This window comes from Tropicimonas aquimaris, from assembly GCF_042676185.1.
GTDB lineage: Bacteria > Pseudomonadota > Alphaproteobacteria > Rhodobacterales > Rhodobacteraceae > Tropicimonas > Tropicimonas aquimaris.
On the sequence record NZ_JBHTJT010000032.1, the window covers coordinates 34443 to 52699 of the forward strand.

Annotated in this window: 18 protein-coding genes; 13 read left to right on the forward strand and 5 right to left on the reverse strand. The window is 64.9% G+C overall.

Going from position 1 to position 18257, the window contains the following annotated elements; all coding sequences use genetic code 11:
• Positions 1-57 precede the first annotated feature (57 nt).
• Positions 58-252: a SlyX family protein gene (locus ACFQ2S_RS15390; protein ID WP_386075950.1), complete on the forward strand. Its 195-nt coding sequence runs from the start codon at positions 58-60 to the stop codon at positions 250-252.
• Between the two features lie 6 nt (positions 253-258).
• On the opposite strand, the gene ACFQ2S_RS15395 is transcribed toward ACFQ2S_RS15390, so the two are convergent.
• Positions 259-675 carry a DUF4864 domain-containing protein gene (locus ACFQ2S_RS15395; protein ID WP_386075773.1) on the reverse strand — a complete coding sequence of 139 codons (417 nt, stop codon included), beginning with the start codon at positions 673-675 and terminating at the stop codon, positions 259-261.
• A gap of 159 nt (positions 676-834) precedes the next feature.
• Between ACFQ2S_RS15395 and ACFQ2S_RS15400 the strand changes: the two genes are divergently transcribed.
• On the forward strand, positions 835-1509 hold the full coding sequence (locus tag ACFQ2S_RS15400) for a hypothetical protein (RefSeq protein ID WP_386075775.1): 675 nt from the start codon (positions 835-837) through the stop codon (positions 1507-1509).
• A 45-nt stretch (positions 1510-1554) separates the two neighbouring features.
• Here the strand turns inward: ACFQ2S_RS15400 and ACFQ2S_RS15405 are convergent, their stop codons facing one another.
• On the reverse strand, positions 1555-3138 hold the full coding sequence (locus ACFQ2S_RS15405) for a lysine--tRNA ligase (protein WP_386075777.1): 1584 nt from the start codon (positions 3136-3138) through the stop codon (positions 1555-1557).
• A gap of 141 nt (positions 3139-3279) precedes the next feature.
• Here ACFQ2S_RS15405 and ACFQ2S_RS15410 point away from each other — a divergent pair, with 141 nt between their 5' ends.
• Positions 3280-3702, forward strand: coding sequence for a tellurite resistance TerB family protein (locus ACFQ2S_RS15410; RefSeq protein WP_089233571.1), 423 nt, complete (start codon positions 3280-3282; stop codon positions 3700-3702).
• A 10-nt stretch (positions 3703-3712) separates the two neighbouring features.
• Here ACFQ2S_RS15410 and dacB read toward each other — a convergent pair whose 3' ends face one another.
• Together dacB and ACFQ2S_RS15420 are read right to left on the reverse strand one after the other, a co-directional pair.
• Complete coding sequence (dacB, locus tag ACFQ2S_RS15415; RefSeq protein ID WP_386075779.1) at positions 3713-5221, reverse strand: D-alanyl-D-alanine carboxypeptidase/D-alanyl-D-alanine endopeptidase; 1509 nt, start codon at positions 5219-5221, stop codon at positions 3713-3715.
• A gap of 96 nt (positions 5222-5317) precedes the next feature.
• Positions 5318-5914: a nicotinate-nucleotide adenylyltransferase gene (locus ACFQ2S_RS15420; RefSeq protein ID WP_386075781.1), complete on the reverse strand. Its 597-nt coding sequence runs from the start codon at positions 5912-5914 to the stop codon at positions 5318-5320.
• Positions 5915-6035: 121 nt separating this feature from the next.
• Between ACFQ2S_RS15420 and ACFQ2S_RS15425 the strand changes: the two genes are divergently transcribed.
• From ACFQ2S_RS15425 to ACFQ2S_RS15450, 6 genes are all read left to right on the forward strand, one after another.
• A complete protein-coding gene (locus tag ACFQ2S_RS15425; protein WP_386075782.1) occupies positions 6036-6953 on the forward strand; it encodes a trypsin-like serine protease in 918 nt (305 codons plus the stop codon).
• 84 nt (positions 6954-7037) lie between these two features.
• Positions 7038-8693 (forward strand): energy-dependent translational throttle protein EttA, encoded by a 1656-nt coding sequence (gene ettA / locus ACFQ2S_RS15430; protein WP_386075784.1) that lies wholly within the window; start codon positions 7038-7040, stop codon positions 8691-8693.
• Positions 8694-9019: 326 nt separating this feature from the next.
• Entirely contained in the window at positions 9020-9829 is an 810-nt protein-coding gene (locus ACFQ2S_RS15435; protein ID WP_386075785.1) for a hypothetical protein, read from the forward strand.
• A gap of 315 nt (positions 9830-10144) precedes the next feature.
• Positions 10145-10471: a divalent-cation tolerance protein CutA gene (gene cutA, locus ACFQ2S_RS15440; protein ID WP_386075787.1), complete on the forward strand. Its 327-nt coding sequence runs from the start codon at positions 10145-10147 to the stop codon at positions 10469-10471.
• A gap of 454 nt (positions 10472-10925) precedes the next feature.
• Positions 10926-11132, forward strand: coding sequence for a cold-shock protein (locus ACFQ2S_RS15445; RefSeq protein ID WP_089233175.1), 207 nt, complete (start codon positions 10926-10928; stop codon positions 11130-11132).
• Positions 11133-11415: 283 nt separating this feature from the next.
• Positions 11416-11979, forward strand: a complete 564-nt coding sequence (locus ACFQ2S_RS15450) for a L,D-transpeptidase (protein ID WP_386075789.1) — start codon at positions 11416-11418, stop codon at positions 11977-11979.
• Between the two features lie 9 nt (positions 11980-11988).
• Here the strand turns inward: ACFQ2S_RS15450 and ACFQ2S_RS15455 are convergent, their stop codons facing one another.
• A complete protein-coding gene (locus tag ACFQ2S_RS15455) occupies positions 11989-12903 on the reverse strand; it encodes a YegS/Rv2252/BmrU family lipid kinase (RefSeq protein ID WP_386075791.1) in 915 nt (304 codons plus the stop codon).
• 425 nt (positions 12904-13328) lie between these two features.
• On the opposite strand from ACFQ2S_RS15455, the gene ACFQ2S_RS15460 reads away from it, so the two are divergent.
• The 4 genes from ACFQ2S_RS15460 (at position 13329) to ACFQ2S_RS15475 (ending at position 18257) form a co-directional block, all read left to right on the forward strand.
• Positions 13329-13568 carry a hypothetical protein gene (locus tag ACFQ2S_RS15460; protein ID WP_386075793.1) on the forward strand — a complete coding sequence of 80 codons (240 nt, stop codon included), beginning with the start codon at positions 13329-13331 and terminating at the stop codon, positions 13566-13568.
• Between the two features lie 16 nt (positions 13569-13584).
• Positions 13585-14658: a nucleotidyltransferase family protein gene (locus ACFQ2S_RS15465; RefSeq protein ID WP_386075795.1), complete on the forward strand. Its 1074-nt coding sequence runs from the start codon at positions 13585-13587 to the stop codon at positions 14656-14658.
• Between the two features lie 2 nt (positions 14659-14660).
• Complete coding sequence (locus ACFQ2S_RS15470; RefSeq protein WP_386075797.1) at positions 14661-15824, forward strand: PqqD family peptide modification chaperone; 1164 nt, start codon at positions 14661-14663, stop codon at positions 15822-15824.
• A 162-nt stretch (positions 15825-15986) separates the two neighbouring features.
• Positions 15987-18257 carry a GumC family protein gene (locus ACFQ2S_RS15475; RefSeq protein WP_386075798.1) on the forward strand — a complete coding sequence of 757 codons (2271 nt, stop codon included), beginning with the start codon at positions 15987-15989 and terminating at the stop codon, positions 18255-18257.

The following is an 18257-nucleotide window of genomic DNA, read 5'->3' on the forward strand; positions in this document are numbered from 1 at the left end:
TCCGTGCCGCAAGGAGCGCCGGGAAAAGGTCGCAATCGGAAGGATGACACGGTGAGCATGGATCGTATCGAGGAAGAGCTGGCGCACCTGCGCCGCACGACCGAGGACCTGTCCGAAGTCGTCGCCCGACAGGCGGGCGACATCGACAAGCTGACCCGACAGGTCACGCTTCTTTTGCAACGCGCGGCAGAGCAGGAGGCGGAGGGGAGCGGCGGTGTCGTGATCGGTGACGAACGGCCGCCGCATTACTGAATGCGCTCAGGCCCCGACCTGAGGCGGCTCCAGGAATCGCACGCCGTTGATTTTCCAGCCGTCGCCGAGCCGGATCATCTCGTATTCTAGGAGATGCACCCGCCCCTGCGCGTCACGGATCACCACGCGCTGCAGCGTCCGCGGCCCCTGTGATTCCAGCGCGCCAAAGCTGAGCGCCTCGGGCCGCCAGACCATCGGGTACCCCTCGCGCACCATCTGGCCAAAGATGTCGGGGGTGCGGAACATCTGCCGGATCATGGGAGAGGCGTGCTCGAACGCCGCCGACAGATCTCCGGTCTCGAAGGCCGCGATCTGATCGCGGATGACCGCCTCGATATCCGAGGCGCCACTGCCTTGCGCTTGCGGCTGCGCAACCATTCCTGCGAATACGAGGGACAGGACAAGGGCCTTCAATCGGGTCATGCGCCGATCCTCCTTGAGAAAAACGATAGACCGGCGTCGGCTCCGGTCAACCGGCCAGGTCCTCGGCAGCACGGCGCAAGGCCGCCGCCCCTGAATCAGCGGGGTCGCGATACTTGAGACCATATCCCTGCTCCTGTAGCCTGTGCGTTCACCAAACACTTGAAAGCCGAGATGACCGTTTTACCCAAGACCGCGCAAATCCCTGAACGCCTGACGACAGAAAAAGCGCCGGGCGCATACAGGTTCCCGCTGCTATCAGCGGCCCTGTGCCTCGTTCTTTCAGCGGCGCTGGTGGGGTGGGCCGACAGCCTCGGCATCGATGTCTCATCGATTCTCAGGGATCCATCGGCGGAATTCGATGTGCCGCATTATGCCGGAGGCATCTCGTTCATCGGAATCGCGCTGCTGATCCTGACAAGCGGTTGCCTCGCGTTGGCAGCAGCGGTGGACCGACCACACCGCAGGCTCTTTCTGCTGGTGAGCGTGTACTCGATGATGCTGGCGCTGGATGACCATTTCATGATGCACGAGCGCTTCTATCCGAAGTTCGGCATCAGCGAGGAGATGCTCATGGCGGTCTACGGCGTCATCGGGCTGCTGATCCTGCGCGCTTTGTGGCGCGGGCCTCTGCGGCCATGGATCCAGGGGCTTGGCGTGGCAATCGGGGTCATGGCGCTTGCGGCGATCGTCGACCAGGTGGGCGCCTCCTACGTCATCGAGGATCTGCTGAAGGTTTCGAGCTTTGCGGCTTGGTTCGGTTTCTGGCTCGCGCTCACGGCGCACAGGTTGAGCCCCGTCGCATCCGGCGGAAGCCAGCCCGCGCACCGGCACTGAAGGGCAGCGGCCGGCCCGAGGGCCGGCACGCGGTTGCCGGAGAGGTCAGGCGGCCGCGAGTTCGCCGGCCAGGCCTTTCTCGATCAGGGCGATGGTCTCCTCGACACCGTAGAGCGCGATGAAGCCGCCGAAGCGCGGGCCCTGGCTCGCACCCATCAGCACTTCGTAGATCGCTTTGAACCAGTCGCGAAGCGGCTCGAACCCGTGCTCCTTGCCGACGGCAAAGACGACGCTCTGCAACTCTTCCGCATCGAGCCCGCCATCCCAGGCCCGCAGGCGGGCGGCGAGATCCTCGAGCGCGGCGCGCTCCTTCTCGTCGGCGGCACGGAAGACCTTCTCGGGCTTCACGAAGTCGTTGTAGTAGCGCACGGCGAAGCCGGCCGCCTCGTCGAGCTGCGGGTTGTGCTCCGGGCTGGCATCGGGCGCGTAGCGGCGGATGAAGCCCCAGAGCGCCTCCTTGTCCTCCGCACCCGCGACCGAGGCGAGGTTCAGCAGCATGGCGAAGTTCACCACCATGTCCGAGGCCGGCACATCCCCGTTGTGGATGTGGTAGACCGGGTTGTTGAGCTGCGCCTTGGCGTCCTGATCCGGGTAGGCGCGCAGTTGCTGGTGATACTCGTCCACCGCTTTCGGGATCACGTCAAAGAACAGCCGCTTGGCGGTTTTGGGCTTGAGATACATGAAGTAGCTCAGCGACTCGGTCGAAGCATAGGTCAGCCATTCGTCGATCGAGATGCCATTGCCGGACGACTTGGAGATCTTCTGACCCTTGTCGTCGAGGAACAGCTCGTAGGTGAAATGCTCCGGCGCCTTCTGGCCCAGAATCTCGCAGATCGAATCGTAGATTGGCGTGTTGGTCGAATGGTCCTTGCCATACATCTCGAAGTCGACGCCGAGGGCCGCCCAGCGGGCGCCGAAGTCCGGCTTCCACTGCAGCTTCACCTGGCCGCCTGTCACCGGCAGCGTCCACTCGCGCCCGGACTCGTCGTCGAAGGTTATGGTGCCTTCCTTCGCGTCCACGTTCTTCAGCGGAACATAGAGCACGCGCCCGGTTTCAGGGTGGATCGGCAGGAAAATCGAATAGGACTGCTGACGCTCCTCGCGCAGCGACTTCAGCATGACCTTCATGATGTCGTCATAGCGTTCGGCGGCGCGCAGCAGCACCTCGTCGAACCGGCCCGACTTGTAATACTCGGTCGCCGAATAGAATTCGTAGTCGAACCCGAAGGTATCGAGGAACCGGCGCAGCATCGCGTTGTTGTGATGCCCGAAGCTCTCGAACTCCTCGAACGGGTCCGGCACCGAGGTCAGCGGCATCTGCAGGTGCTCGCGCAGCATCTCCTGGTTGGGCACGTTGCCCGGTACCTTTCGCATCCCGTCCATGTCGTCGGAGAAGCAGATAAGGCGGGTCGGTATATCCGAGATCACCTCGAAGGCGCGGCGGATCATCGTGGTCCGCAGCACCTCGCCGAAGGTGCCGATGTGGGGCAGGCCGGAAGGGCCATAGCCGGTCTCGAACAGCACGTATCCCTTTTCGGGCGGCGCCTTCTCGTAGCGTTTCAGCACCCGGCGCGCCTCTTCGAAGGGCCAGGCCTTGGAAGTCATTGCAGCTTCGCGCATCTCGGACATTGAAACGGTCTTTCCTGGTGAGGCGCGGCCCCATGCCACGCATTGGTGAAGGCCCCGAAGGCCCGACCGGGCCACTCCCTATTGCGAGCCGGGGCTTGCGTCAATAAATCTGCGATCAGTCAATATTGCGGAGGACCGAAGATGTCGAACGACCCGAACCCGATCTCGCCCCAGGACGCCCTGGTCGCGCTGATGATCGCCACGTCGGTCAGCGACGAGAACATCCGCACCTCGGAGCTCGTGACGATCGAACGGATCGTCAACCATCTCCCGGTCTTCGCCGAGTACGACCCCGACCACATTCGGGCCATGGCCAACCTCGTCTTCGACCTGTTCGAGGAGGAGGATGGGCTCGACGCGCTGTTCGGGCTGGCCGACGACGCGCTTCCGGAACGCCTGCACGAGACGCTCTATGCGCTGTGCTGCGACGTGGCGGCCGCCGATGGCCGGCTCACCGACCAGGAATTGCGGATGCTCCAGGAGATGCGTCACTACTTCCAGATCCCGCGGCTCAACGCGGCGGCGATCGAGCGTGGCGCCCGCGCGCGGCACATGACCGTCTGAGGCCGGCACCTCAGGTCGTCATGTCGTAGGTGGTCACCCAGCGGTCGATCAGGCGCAGCTGCAGGGTCCGGGCCCGGGCCGTCCAGCTTGCCACGCCCTCGGGGCGCTCGCGCTGCTCCACCGGGATCGCGTCCCGCCGCTCGGGGTCGGCCATGAAGCTGGCAAAGGCCAGCTTGCGGCCGCCGGGCAGGGTGACGTAGCCCGCGAGCGTGCTCACGAAATTCAGCGTGCCGGTCTTGGCCATGATGCTGGCCGGGTAGCTCTCCATCGGCCGGCCCTTGGCATCCTTCATCCGAATCTCCTTCAGGAGCGGTTCCAGATCCACAGCGGGGCCGAGGTTCACCAGCGCGCGGACCATGTCCCGCGTGGTGATCCGGCTCGCCCCGCCGAGGCCCGAATGGTCGACGAGCGCGGGCCTTGGGCTCCCGATCTCGCCACCCAGCCAGTCCGACATCCGCGCCCCCGACTCCACCAGCGTGGCCGGCACCGGCCCGCGCGCAACCGAAGCGGCCAGACCGACGGCCTCTGCCGTGACGTTGGTCGAGTACTTCAGCATGTCCCGCAGCAGCGCCCGCAGATCCTCGCTCTCCACACGGGCAAGCTCTGTTCCCTCGGGCGGCTCGTCGACCGGTTTCGCCGCGCCGAGGTTGATCCCCTGCCCCTTGGCAAAGCTCTGAAAGACCTCGGCCGTATAGGACTCCGGCTTGCGCACCGGCAGCCAGCGGCTACCGTTCTGCCCGAGCGCGCCACTGGCAACCGTCCAGAGATCCGCCGTGCCATCGTCCTCGTAGGTGTAGATCGGGTAGCGGCGCTTGACGATCGCCATCCGCGCCACCCGCACATCGGGCCGGTGGGTCGCGGAACGGGCGTCCATCGCCGTGTTCCATCCTGCCCCGGCGCGGCGCCATTCGAAATGCACCCGGTTGAAGTTCAGGTTCAGCCCGGAAACCGCCGGGTTGTAGCCGACCTGGACGGGCTGTTCCGGGTCGATCTCCGTCAGGGTAGGCAAGGCCCGGCTCCAGGTCAGGAACGCGCCCTCGACAGAGGTGACGCCAGCGGCCTTCAGCTTCATCGCGAGTTCCGCGAGCCGGTCGGTGTCGAGTGTCGGATCGCCCGATCCCATCAGCACCAGATCGCCCTTGAGCACTCCGCCCTCCACCGGGCCGGTCGCCACGAGCCGGGTCGCGAAGCGGTGCTCCGGTCCCAGCGCATCGAGCGCGTAGAGCGTGGTCAGGGCCTTGGCGACACTGGCCGGGGGCAGCGGCAGAAGGGGTTTGCGGGTCTCGAGCACCTCACCGGTTTCGGCATCGGCCACGACGAAGCCGACACTCGCCGTTCCAAGATTGGCGCGCTCGACGAGGTACTCCGCCGAAGGCACCATCCGCCCGCCCTTGCCACCGGGACGGGGCGCGGGGCGCAGGGAACGCAGCGGCGGCTCGGCAAGCGCGACGCTGGCGCCGCTGGAGAGCAATCCGGCCAGCACCCATCGGCGTGAAATATGCGTCTTTGGCTTCGACATGCGACTTTGGTAACCGCTGTCACCCCATCCGGGCAAGCCATCGAAAGACTGTCTCACCGCATTGTCACGAAGCCACATCCGCGCCGCGGCGCGGCGTCACCAATGGCCGCTGGCGCGGAGCTGGGTGGAGGAGATGGTGCGCATCGGCACGTTGACGAAACACCAGGCCGGGGGCCGCGCCTGCGCCAGTCTCTGGCTCTGCGCGGCGGGAATGCGCCAGCGTTCGTAAAGCGCCGCGGCGGGCGAGGTCCGTGCGGGCAGCCTGTCTCCGGGGCGGGCGAGCACTCCCACAGGGACCATCTCCATGATCTGCTGCCAGCGGTCCCAGCGATGGAACTGAGCCAGGTTGTCCGCCCCCATCAACCAGACGAACCGGGTGCGCGGATAGAGCCTCAGCAGTCGCTCCAGCGTCTCTGCGGTGAAGCGGGTTCCGATCCGGGCCTCGATGTCGGTGACCTCGACCGCCGGGTGCTGCATCACCGCGCGCGCGGCCTCGAGGCGGCGCTCCATCGGGGCGGGCCCGTCGGCCTTGAGCGGGTTGCCGGGGCTGACCAGCCACCAGACCCGGTCGAGCCCGAACCGTTTGAGCGCCTCTCGGGTGATGTGGGCATGGCCTGCGTGGGGCGGGTTGAAGGAGCCTCCCAGCAGACCCACTGCCTGCCCCGGCCCGGCATGGGGAAGTTCGTATCTCACACCCGGACCTCCGACAGCGCATTGACTGCTGCCCCTGATCGGAAAGAACGCAAGGCATGTCAATCGCAAGCTCTTCCGCGCCGGCTCGACACCGGCCCGGGCGCTGCCTAGGCTCCCGCCCATGTGCGCCCGCCCCTCCCGCTCCTGGATCCTTCAGACCCTTCTAGCCGGCCTGTGCCTCGCGTTTGCGGCAACGGGCGCCGAAGCGTCGACCAGCGACGACACGGACAGCCCCGCCCGCAATGCCGTGGTGCGGGTGGACAAGTGCACCGGCACCCTGATCGGTCCGCGCGAGGTCCTCACCGCGGGCCATTGCTTCACCCACGAGTTCCGCGCCGCCCGGCCCGCCGGCGCCCCGGATGCGGAATGCCAGGGGCTGGAGGAACAGGCGGAGCTGCAGCGCCGAAGCTGGGAGGATCCCGGCACCTGGTATCCTTCGGGCGGCCTGCTCCGGGTGAAGCGGGTCTCCTTCGGCAGCACCGCCGCTGACCCGCTGGCGAGCCGCCGGGTGGTGGCCTATGCCCTGCCGCGCTGCGCCGACCTCGCCCTGCTCCGGCTCGAGGCCCCGCCGCCCGCCGAGGCCGCACGCCCGGTGCCCGTCATGACCGGCGCGCCTGAGGATATCGAGCGCACCTTTGCCCTGCCGCGGCTGCGCCATGTCGGCTGGGGCATGCCTCGTTTCGCCGATGCTCCGAGCCCGCACCGCCAGTCCGGGCCGGCCGGCTACTGGGGGCACAACACCTGCCACCTCGCCGCCCTGCCGCCGACCCGCGAAGACAGCCGCCGCATTCTCCCCGGCGACAGCGGCGCGCCGCTGCTGATCGAGCTCGACGGGCGCGAGGTGCTCGTCGGCGTGCTCTGGGGCGCGGGCATTCCGGATCCGGAGGCCTGCGGCCCGTTCCTGCCGCAACTGCCACAGCGCCACGGCAGCTACACGCCGACCTTCCGCGGCCCGATCCCCGGCACCGAGGCTACCGACATCGGCGCCTGGCTCCGGCGGATGGTCCCCGAAGCTGAGCACCTGCCGCCACCGGACTGACCGCCCGCAGCCCGGCCCGCCCCCATTGCTCCCCCTGCGCCCCTTGGCTATCAGGGGCGAAACAGCGCATGCACGAGGGCCCCAATGGCTTCCTATCAATACGTCTACCACATGGATGGTGTCTCCAAGACCTATCCCGGCGGCAAGAAATGCTTCGAGAACATCCGCCTGAGCTTCCTGCCGGGCGTGAAGATCGGCGTCGTCGGCGTCAACGGCGCCGGTAAGTCCACGCTGATGAAGATCATGGCAGGGATCGACAAGGATTTCACCGGCGAGGCCTGGGCCGCCGAGGGTGCAAAGGTGGGCTACCTGCCGCAGGAGCCGCATCTCGACGAGAGCCTGACTGTCCGCGAGAACGTCATGCAGGGTGTGCAGGCCAAGAAGGACATCCTCGACCGCTACAACGAGCTGGCGATGAACTACTCGGACGAGACCGCCGACGAGATGGCGAAGCTGCAGGACCTGATCGACAGCCAGAACCTGTGGGACCTCGACGCCCAGGTCGATGTCTCGATGGAGGCGCTGCGCTGCCCGCCCGACGACGCGATGCCCGCGAACCTCTCGGGCGGTGAGCGCCGCCGCGTGGCGCTCTGCAAGCTGCTGCTCGAAGCCCCCGACATGCTGCTGCTCGACGAACCGACCAACCACCTGGACGCCGAGACCATTGCCTGGCTGCAGCAGCACCTGATCGACTACAAGGGCACGATCCTGATCGTCACCCACGACCGCTACTTCCTCGACAGCATCACCGGCTGGATCCTCGAGCTCGACCGCGGCCGCGGCATCCCCTACGAGGGCAACTACTCCGCCTGGCTGGAGCAAAAGGCCAAGCGGCTCGAGCAGGAGGCCCGCGAGGACAAGGCCAAGCAGAAGACGCTGGAGCGCGAACTCGCCTGGATCCGGCAGGGCGCCAAGGCGCGCCAGGCCAAGTCCAAGGCCCGGATCGCCTCCTACGAGGAAATGGCGAACCAGTCCGAGCGCGAGAAGGTCGGCAAGGCGCAGATCATCATTCCGCACGGGCCGCGCCTCGGCGGCAAGGTGATCGAGGTCGAGGGCCTGTCCAAGCACTTCGGCGACAAGCAGCTGATCGAGGACCTGTCCTTCTCCCTGCCCCCCGGCGGCATCGTCGGCGTGATCGGCCCCAACGGCGCCGGCAAATCCACGCTGTTCCGCATGCTCACCGGGCAGGAACAGCCCGACACCGGCTCCATCACGATGGGCGACACGGTGCAGCTGGCCTATGTCGACCAGTCCCGCGATTCGCTCGACCCGAACCACACCGTCTGGGAGGAAATCTCCGGCGGCGGCGAGGTGATCGAGCTGGGCGACGCCCAGATCAACTCCCGCGCCTATTGCGGCGCCTTCAACTTCAAGGGCGGCGACCAGCAGAAAAAGGTCGGCCTGCTGTCGGGCGGCGAACGCAACCGCGTCCACATGGCCAAGCTGCTCAAGGAAGGCGGCAACGTGCTGCTGCTCGACGAACCGACCAACGACCTCGACGTGGAAACCCTCCGCGCCCTCGAGGACGCGCTCGACGATTTCGCCGGCTGCGCCGTGATCATCTCCCACGACCGCTTCTTCCTCGACCGCCTCTGCACCCACATCCTCGCCTTCGAGGGCGACGCCCACGTGGAATGGTTCGAGGGCAACTTCGAAGCCTACGAGGAAGACAAGATCCGCCGGTTGGGACCGGACTCGGTGGAACCGAAACGGGTGAAGTACAAGAAGTTCACCCGTTAAGCTGGCTTCCGTAGCGATACATAAGGCCGCGTTGTTCTCCCCCGGGTGGGCGCGGCTTTTTTTGTAAGCGCGCTTACCCCAAATCGATGAACAAGCTCCGCGCTACTTTCAACATCGCGAACTCTCCTCACCAAGGAGAGTGGGCGATTGACGCACTATGCTCTTAATCCTTGATTCCTTCCTAGTTGGGGCGTCTATTTCCGCAAGAAAGGTTCGTTGCTTTGCAGGAGCGATGCCACCGTTAGGACAAATGCCATTCAAATTTCCCCTGAGTTTTTCGCACAGATCTTAGTCGAGGCGGCAGCACAAGGACCACGAGGTTAACGATGTTACGAATCAACGCACACTATTTGTATGAACTAGGGCACCGCATTCACGGTGTAACCGAGATCAATATTTTTCCCGGGCCGAATGAGCATCTTCATACTTGCTCTGAGGCACTCGGTTACCTCTATCCAGCACACTTCGCACTACGCGACTTTATGACAGCTAGCGTCTTCCAGATCCGGACGCTGTTTAACCCGGCTCGCGCGTTTCAAGACGACCTTCAGATTGCGATAGAGCACTGCCGTAGAGATGGAGCTGGGAGCGATCTTCCAACCACTGACTTGATATTTAAACTCCAAGAAAGCCACAGAGAATTTGAGGCCGTACTCAAAGCAGAACTGTCCAACGCCAACATTTTCCTCGCTCTGCCAAAGGCTGCCTTTGACACATACGCTCTCACGGAAGCCGGGCACAGAGCGTTTTCGCCGGATATTTCCACCAAGATACCTGAAGTGATCCCCGACCTAGACTTTGCGATGAAATGCATTGCTTTTGATTTACCGACAGCGGCTGCCTTCCACCTTCATCGAGCACTAGAAATAATTATCGGAAACTATTGGGATCATGTATCCGACGGAAAGGATCGGCCAAAAAATCAGACACTTGGATCATATATTCACCACCTCGAACAGAGGATTGACAAAAATGAAGCATTAATTGCATCTCTTAGAGACATCAAGAACCTCCATAGGAACCCCACGATCCACGCCGATCAAACACTAGAAAGCACCGAAGAAGCCATTGATCTTCAGGGCGGAATTCGGGCAGCTACGACGATAATGCTGCGTGAGATTCCCAACAAGGCATAGCAAGAAACTATCTTCGCGCATCGCAATCAAGAACGATCATTGAAGCTACAGAACCTTTCCCCCTCAAATCGCAGCCCAATCCGTGAACTGCCACTTGCTCGGCGGGGTGCGGTCGTCGCGGGGGTGGGCGCGGCGGTCGGGGGATTGCTGGCGGTTGCGCTTGTCGGTCATCGACCCTCTCCTGGGATTGGCATTGCGGGGACAACGCGAGCGGCGCCGGGAATGTTTCACGAAAGTTTCCCGGGCCCGCAGCGCCGCCGCGTCGCATTGCGCTCTCCTGCGGGCGGCGTAGGCTCGAACCGAAAGGAGCCGACCATGCCCTTCCTCGCCTTCATCGTGAACTGCCCCGACGCCGCGACCGCCGACAAGATCGCCGACGCCCTGCTCTCCCAGAGGCTCGTCGCCTCGGCCAACCGGCATCCGCCGACCATCGCCCGTTTCCACTGGCGCGACGAGATCAAGACCGCCGAGCAGCATCCGCTGATGCTCAAGACCCGGCAGGAATTGCGCGACCTCGTCGAGGCCGAGATCAACCGCCTGCATCCCTACGAGGTCCCCCCGATCACCCGGGTCTCGATGGAGGCCAGCGTGGCCTACCTGTCCTGGATCGCGGCCGAGACTTCGGGCGACAACTCGGGCTAGGCAGGCCGCCCCGCAGCCCGCCCGATTGCCGCCGCGTCAAAGGCGAGACAAAGCCCTCATTTTGTGCCATACTGATGGTGTTGTTAGTGTGTAGGAGGTTCTGTAATGCCTGATAAACCCAAATCCCCAAAGCTTGAGAAGAACGCGCCGGTTTCGGCGAAACAACCGCCCCGGCGGACCGAGGCGAAGCGCCCGGAGAAACCCGCGCCGCGTCCGGTCTTCACGGACTGGGCATCGATCTGAGACGGAATTAACCGCCCGGAAAAGCTCCCGGCCGACGCAGCTGACTCGAAGATTTTTCTTGCTAGATCGGCCGGGAGTCTCCATATCCCGAAATGCGACCGTTACCGCATTTCGACCAACTGTCTCCTCTAAGGCTTCAGTCTCGACTGCTACGACTGACGCCGACGTTGCCGCACTGACGCGGGCAGCGAACCTCAAAGGAGATAGACGGATGGCCACTGGCACCGTGAAATGGTTCAACACCACCAAAGGCTACGGCTTCATCGCGCCCGAAGGCGGCAAGCGTGACGTGTTCGTGCACATCAGCGCCGTCGAGCGTTCGGGCCTCACCGGCCTGGCCGATGGTCAGAAGGTGTCGTTCGACATCGAAGCCGGCCGCGACGGCCGCGAAGCTGCGATCAACCTCGAAGCTCTCTGAGGCCAGCCCTCAGCGCCACGACGGCCCGCGACTTCGCGGGCCGAATCGTTTCCGGGCGCAGCCCGCCGAACCGGCCCTGCCCGTTCACCACAGGCCAACAAACTCCCCAGACAGCCCCGATCGTTTCGATTACCGTGGAAATCCGGCCGACATGCCTTGCGCGATTGTGTTCTGGCGGTGTCGTGATCGACCGTTACGCGCGGCCCTCCGGCCCGATTGTTGATTCTCCGCCCGCTTGGAGTGCAATCTGTTTCGGAAAACAGTCACATCCCGGTCAGATCACATGTTCAATCGTCGCTCCTTCCTCGCAACCAGCCTCGCGGCCCTCGCCGCGCCGGCCATTGCGCAGGAAGCCCAACCCTTCCTCATCCCGCCGCAGTTCCAGCCGCAGTACGTGAGCATCAAGAAGGAGTTCCTGCCCGGCCAGCTGCTGATCCTGCCGCGCAGCCACTTCCTGTACTTCGTCACCGAACCCGGCAAGGCGATCCGCTATGGCGTCGGCGTCGGGCGCGCGGGGCTGGAGTTCACCGGCACGGCGACCATCGACGTCAAGAAGGAATGGCCCACCTGGCGGCCGACCCAGGAGATGATCGAGCGCGATCCGTTGTCCTATTCCAAGTTCGTCGACAACGACTACGTGATGCCCGGCGGCCCGGGCAATCCGCTCGGCGCGCGCGCGCTCTACCTGTTCCAGAACGGGCGGGACACGTTCTTCAGGATCCACGGCACCACCGAACCACAATCCATCGGCCACTCGGTTTCCAACGGCTGCATCCGAATGCTCAACGAGCACGTCATCGACCTCTACGAGCGGGTCCCGATCGGCACCATCGTGACCGTCCTCTGACCGGAGCGGTCAGCGCACCACGCGGAGCGCGGCCGGGACGACGGAGATGTCGAAACGGCGCCCGACCATAGGTTCGCCGTCGAGGTTGAGGTGGAAATCCTGGTCCGTCTCGAGAAGCAGGTGTTCGAACGTGCGATAGACCACCGCCTCGTTCTCGGGGTTGGTCGGATCCATCAACTCCCGGACCAGAAAGCCCGGAGCCCCCTGCCAGTCGTGGCTGACGACCGACAGGTCGAGGACGCCGTCGTCCATCTCGGCTTCTGGAGCGACGTCGAACCCGCCACCGGCAAAGCGGCCATTGCCGATGGCCGCGAAGGTCAGCGACAGCGCCCGCGTGCCGCCCCCGTCGAGCGCGATCCGGCAGGTTTGCGAGTGCAGGTCTCCAAGCCGCGACAGCCCGTGCAGCGTATAGGCCAGACCGCCAAGCACGCTCTTCATGTCCCTCGGCGTGGTCGCCGTGACCATGGCGCCAAACCCGCCCGATGCGACGTTGATGAAGTGGCACCCGTTCACGCACCCAAGATCGGTTGGTCGCGCCTTGCCCGTGAGTGCTAGCAGCAACGCGGCATCGCGGTCGCGCTGCGGAAGGCCACAGCCGCGGGCGAAGTCGTTCGCGGTGCCCAGAGGGACAAGCCCAAGGTCCACATCCTCGCCCGCATTGAGCTTCTGTAGCGCGTTGACCACGGAGTTCAGCGTGCCGTCCCCTCCCAAGGCGACAACGCGCCGACAGCCGCGGTCGATCTCGCGGCCGAGATCCTTGCGCAACTGCTTCCGGGACCAGGGGATCCGGACGTCGAGATCGTGCTCGGTCTTGAGCGCCTTGATGGCCGCCCTCAGATCTTCGTTCGCCGCGGCGTTTCGCGTCAGGATCAAAAGGTTTTTCGCCGCCATCCCAGGCCCCGCGCTGGCTTCGGCGATCCGCATGTCCCGCCACCGTTCGGCGGCAGTGTCACCTTTTGGCGGGGCCTTTCAAGGCGCAACACGTCGCGGCCAATCCCCGCCCGCCATCCGGAGAGACGCGATTCGCAACACTTTCAGTCATATTCGGAAGTGGGCCTGCGGATCTGCCTGGATCGCGAATCCATTGGTGCATCCGGGCCACAGGGGGATTTCAGCTGTCATGCACGAACAGTGCACAATTCAGCGATCTGGATGCGACTTCGCGAGAAATCCCGGCAGGTTTCGTCTTCGCTCGCACTCAAACAGGTCAAGTCTTGTCGGCGTGTTGCATTCATGGGAAAACCGATCCCACGGAATTGGCGCTGCAATGCAGAGGGCCTTGTTTCGAACCTCTTTGGACGTTAGCTTTACGCCAACACTCTTGGATTTTGTGAATAGGTCGATAGGACATGTCTGGCGATTTCGAGGAACGGAAAAACGCTTCGGTTGAAGCCGGAGACAAGGCGGATCTCGGGCGTCGAGCCGCGCTGTCGAAGATCGGCTTGCTGGCTGGGGCGGCTCCCGCGGTCATGATGCTTCTGACGCCGTCTGAATCCCGCGCCGAATGGCGTGGCGGTTCCTGCGTGGATTGGACTTGCCCCGATGTCGGCGATCCGGACTCGGTCCAGCAGAGCGGCCCCCAGCTGTGATATCTTCCGGAGCTTGATGAAGGATTACCTTCGAACCCAAGCTGCACTCGGCCACCGTCTTGCAGGCCGCACCGGCCCCCCGATCGAAATGGACGATCCTCGCCTGATAGGACTGGCGGGGGTTTTGCTGCCGTCGATCTGGCCTAGCCTGACCGAGACCGAGCGTGCGCATCGATCCGACACCGCGGAAGGGCTGGAACTCGCGTACGCGCTCAACTGCGAGCGGAACGCCGCCATTCTCTCTCAGATCGAAGCCGTGACGCGGGCGCTCAACACGGCAGGCGCGGTGCCGGTGCTGCTCAAGGGAGCGGCTCAACTGATCGGCGAGCTCTGGCCGGACCGGGGCGCGCGGCTGCTGGGCGATATCGACATACTTGTTGAGACGGAGAAGCTGGAGCCCGCCTTCAAGGCGCTCGAAGGCCTCGCCGGGCTCGGCCCGCAGGACAGTGGCGACAGCGAGCTGACCGACCGGCACAAACATGCGCTGCCAGTGCAGGGCGCGGGCGGCGCGGCGCCGGTGGAACTGCATCATTCCCTGTTCCGCGAAGCGCTGCGCAAATTCGCGCCGGCGGAGGAGATCATTGCCCGTGCCGCCCCGGTGGCGGTCGGAAAGGGCCGTGCCCTGGTGCCTTGCCCGACAGACCAGGTGTTGATCGCGATGCTGCACGGGCCGCTTGGCGGCGGCGGCTACCTCGCGCCGCTGGTACAGATGCGGGACCTGCTCGACATCAACTTCCTCGCAAAGCGTCATGGCCTGTCCATCGACTGGCACTCGATCGAGGCGCATCTGGTGAAACATGGCCGTGGGGAGCTGGTCGAGATCACCGGTTCGTGCCTCGAGGAATTCACCGGGATGCCCACGCCCTTCTCACCCATGGGGCGGCTGGCCCGGCTCGACGCCGCCCGCTGGCGCTGGCAGCTCGACCGGCGCTGGACGCAGCGGCTCGGCGCCTTCGCGAACCTGTCGCACGAAGCGGTGAGCAGCCTGGCCGCCGGCGGCGAACCGCGCCGTCGGGCCTTGCGTTACCTCGCCCAGCCGGAAACCTACCGGCGCGCCTATCGGCGCTACATCCTCGGAGAGGCGCGCTAGCCATGCCGGGAGAGGATCTGTCGGCCTGCCGGCACTGGCGCAAGAGCCTGCCTCTCGCGGACGGCATCATCGGGCTCTACCCGGCGTTGAATGCAGTGGTCGGCCTCAATCCCGCAGCCGCCGCGATCTGGGACGCCCTGATCGACACCGCCGACCGGGAGCGCGCCGCGCGGGCCTATGCCGACGCCGTGCCTGCGCGGCGGGAACAGGCCGCGGATGACGTGGCGCTCTGCATCGACCTTTGGCAGCGTCAGGGGCTGACCGCTCAGCCCAGCCGCTCCGACCGCGCGGACACGGCCCCAAACGGCGTCACCGGCCGCGAGACCTGGGCCCTGTCGCGGACCGTCCGCCTCGCGGGCCGACCCGTCGGGATCTGCGTGGAGGACCGCCAACTCGCAGCGGCGATCGCGGACCTGACGGTCGATTTCCCGGTCACGAACGCCACGCCAGACGTTCGCCTTCAGGCGGTCGGCCCCGAGGGCGGCTGGCGGATCTGCCTCGACGGCGCGTTTCACCGCCCGGCACAGGACATGGTGGAGGCGCGCGGGATCATCGTGGCCGAGATCATCCGGTTGATGTCCGATACCGCATGGACGGCCGTGCTGCACGCCTCCGTCCTCACCCGGAATGGACTGACATTGCTGCTGACCGGCCGGAGCGGTTCCGGCAAGTCGACCCTATCGGCGGAACTGGTCTCCCGCGGCTGGCAACTCGTGGCCGAGGATTGCGGCGCCTTCGACAACGACATGAAGGCCACCCCGATGCCTTTCGCCTTCAGCTTCAAATCCGGCGCCTGGTCTCTGCTTCAGCCGGCCTTTCCCGGCCTCGCGAGCGCAAGGACACACCGGATCGGCCTGCGGGACGTGCGCTATCACTCCCTGCCCGCCCAGGCGCGCGCCACGGCGCCGGTGCGCCCGGACGTGATCCTCGACATCCGGTTTCGCCCCGACCTGCCGCCTCAGGATCACGCCACGCGACGCCTGTCTCCGATCGAGACGATGCAACTCTTTTTCAACGACGAGAGCTATATCGACTTCGCGGCGGATACCGGCGACAGCTTCCTGTCCTTCGCAACGACGACGCCGGCGTTTGCGTTGCACTATGGCAGCAGCGGGGCCGCTCACGCCGCTGTGACGGATTGCTTGCGGCATCTGCCGGCCGAATAGTCTAATGTGGAATAGTTACTTACGTGGTCGTCTTCCTTTTCTCCTTACCCCTGCGCGCGACCGCAAGGCGCCGCCGCCCCTGCGTCGTGTCGGTGCCCCCTCGCAACCACGGGGAACCGATGTTACTGACAACCGAAGCCCTTGCGAGCCGATATGCTTGACATGACAAAATCCAATTCGCGTCCGGAACAGCATTATTCGTCCCAGGTCGTGGAAGATGATGATGACGTCATCGATCTGCGCGCGATTTTCGGGACGCTCTGGCGCGGAAAGTGGATCATCTTCGTCTGCGCGCTGATCGGCGCCGTGATGGGCTACCTGTCTGCCTCGCAGATCGAGCCGCGCTACCGCGCCACGGCCAAGCTGCTGATCGGCATCCCGACAGCCGACGTCCTCCAGAACCAGGGGGTCATGGTGCAGGCGAATTTCGGCGACACCACGCTGCCGACCCATTCGGAGATCCTGCGCTCCACCAAGCTGATCGAGCGGGTGATCGACAACCTCGACCTGTCAAACCATCCGGAATACCGCCCGCGCGCGAAGGAAGAGATCGAGACGCATTGGTGGCAATGGCGCCCCTCAATGCCTCTGGCGGTGACCGAATGGATGATGGACGTGGGCCTGAAGGCGCCTCCGGGCCCGCCGCTGCCCGCGGACGAGATCGAACGCCGCCGGCACCTGGCGCTCATCAGCCGCGTCGAATCCGGCATCTCGCTCGCACCGGTGCCGGAAAGCCGGGTGATCTCCGTTTCCTTCACTTCGGGCAACCCGCGCCTTTCGGCGATGGTGGCCAACGAGATCACAGAGCAATACCTCGTCGACCAGCTGGAAGGGAAACTGGAGACCACGCGTTCCGCCGCGACCTGGCTCACTGACCGCGTGGAACAGCTCAAGAACCGCGTTCAGGAAGCCGAAAGCGCGGTCGAGGATGCGCGTGCCCGACTGTCTACGGACACGGGCCAGAGCGTCGAGGTCACGCAGCAGCAGCTTCAGGCCTTGAACGCTTCGCTGGCGGTGACCCGCAATGAGCTTTCCGCCAAGGAGGCCCAGTTCCAACGCCTGTCCCAGGCCGTCGCGGAAGGGCGCGACCTCGGCGCGCTTACAGAGTTCCGCTCCTCTCCCATCGTCGCCGGCTTCCGTGCCGAGGAAAGCGACCTGATGGCGAACCTGACGACGCTGCGGTCTACCGTGCCGGAAGGCCACCCGGCAATCGCGCGGGTCCAGGCCCAGATCGAAGAGGTTCAGCGGAACATCCGCGCCGAGGCGGACCGTATCATTCAGTCCATCGAAGTCGATATCGAGGCGATGCGGGCGACCGCGCAGACGCTGTCGATGGAGGTCCGGGAACTCGAGGACAAGGCCGCCGAACAGGCCCGCAGCGAGGTCCAGATCCGCCAGCTCGAACGCGAAGCCGAGGCCAGCCGCGTGCTCTACGAGAACCTGCTGTCGCGCCTGCAGGAGACCGCCGCCGAAGAGAGCCTGCAGACGGTCGACGCCCGGGTGCTGTCTCCCGCCGAGGTGCCGCTAGGGCCGCTGACGACCGCCGCCAAGCGCACGCAGATGCTTTCGCTCATCGTGGGCCTGATGGCCGGCGTCGGCATCGTTTTCCTGCTCGACCGGCTCAACAACACCTTCCGCTCACCGCAGCAGCTCGAGCAGATGGTCGGACAGAACGTGCTGGCGACGATTCCGCTCGCCGGCAACCGGATGAAGCGCCACGACGTGATCAGCCTGCTGCGGGAGAAGCCCAACTCCTCGCTCGCCGAGTCGATCCGCAACCTGCGCACCTCTATCCTGTTCTCGAATGTCGACAAGCCGCCCAAGGTGATCATGTTCACCTCCTCCGTGCCGCGCGAAGGCAAGTCGACCACCTCGATGCTGATGGCCCTGACCAGCCGCCAGATGGGCAAGTCCGCGATCATCGTCGATTGCGACCTGCGGATGCCCGCCCTCAGCAAGGTGCTCAACATAAAGGACGACGAGCACGGTCTGCTCTCGGTGATCGACGGCACCGCCACGCTCGAAGAGGCGGTCTACAAGGAGCCGAACACCGGGCTGCACGTTCTGATGACGAAGTCATCGGAGCGCAACGCCAACATCAACGCCGCCGACGTGTTGTCCTCGCACCGGTTCGAGCATCTGGTGAAACACCTGTCGCAGAGCTACGACCTCGTGGTTCTCGACACGCCGCCGACCCTGGTCGTCACCGACTCCCGGATCGTCGCCTCGATGGCGGATGCGATCGTCTTTGCCGTCCGTTGGGACAGCACGCCCCGTGCGGCGGTGATGGAAGGCGTCCGGGAACTGACGTCGCTCGACATCAAGCTGACCGGCGTCGTGATGACGATGGTCAACGAAACCAAGGCGGCGCGGTATTCCTATGATGGCTACGGCTATTACAAGGGCCGCTACCGCGACTACTACGAGACCTGA

Coding starts and splice junctions, on each gene's coding strand:
- ACFQ2S_RS15390 (WP_386075950.1), top strand. CDS start 58: ATGGATCGTATCGAGGAAGAGCTGGCGCACCTGCGCCGCACGACCGAG.
- ACFQ2S_RS15395 (WP_386075773.1), bottom strand. CDS start 675: ATGACCCGATTGAAGGCCCTTGTCCTGTCCCTCGTATTCGCAGGAATG.
- ACFQ2S_RS15405 (WP_386075777.1), bottom strand. CDS start 3,138: ATGTCCGAGATGCGCGAAGCTGCAATGACTTCCAAGGCCTGGCCCTTC.
- ACFQ2S_RS15410 (WP_089233571.1), top strand. CDS start 3,280: ATGTCGAACGACCCGAACCCGATCTCGCCCCAGGACGCCCTGGTCGCG.
- dacB (WP_386075779.1), bottom strand. CDS start 5,221: ATGTCGAAGCCAAAGACGCATATTTCACGCCGATGGGTGCTGGCCGGA.
- ACFQ2S_RS15425 (WP_386075782.1), top strand. CDS start 6,036: ATGTGCGCCCGCCCCTCCCGCTCCTGGATCCTTCAGACCCTTCTAGCC.
- ettA (WP_386075784.1), top strand. CDS start 7,038: ATGGCTTCCTATCAATACGTCTACCACATGGATGGTGTCTCCAAGACC.
- ACFQ2S_RS15435 (WP_386075785.1), top strand. CDS start 9,020: ATGTTACGAATCAACGCACACTATTTGTATGAACTAGGGCACCGCATT.
- cutA (WP_386075787.1), top strand. CDS start 10,145: ATGCCCTTCCTCGCCTTCATCGTGAACTGCCCCGACGCCGCGACCGCC.
- ACFQ2S_RS15445 (WP_089233175.1), top strand. CDS start 10,926: ATGGCCACTGGCACCGTGAAATGGTTCAACACCACCAAAGGCTACGGC.
- ACFQ2S_RS15450 (WP_386075789.1), top strand. CDS start 11,416: ATGTTCAATCGTCGCTCCTTCCTCGCAACCAGCCTCGCGGCCCTCGCC.
- ACFQ2S_RS15455 (WP_386075791.1), bottom strand. CDS start 12,903: ATGCGGATCGCCGAAGCCAGCGCGGGGCCTGGGATGGCGGCGAAAAAC.
- ACFQ2S_RS15460 (WP_386075793.1), top strand. CDS start 13,329: ATGTCTGGCGATTTCGAGGAACGGAAAAACGCTTCGGTTGAAGCCGGA.
- ACFQ2S_RS15465 (WP_386075795.1), top strand. CDS start 13,585: ATGAAGGATTACCTTCGAACCCAAGCTGCACTCGGCCACCGTCTTGCA.
- ACFQ2S_RS15470 (WP_386075797.1), top strand. CDS start 14,661: ATGCCGGGAGAGGATCTGTCGGCCTGCCGGCACTGGCGCAAGAGCCTG.
- ACFQ2S_RS15475 (WP_386075798.1), top strand. CDS start 15,987: ATGACAAAATCCAATTCGCGTCCGGAACAGCATTATTCGTCCCAGGTC.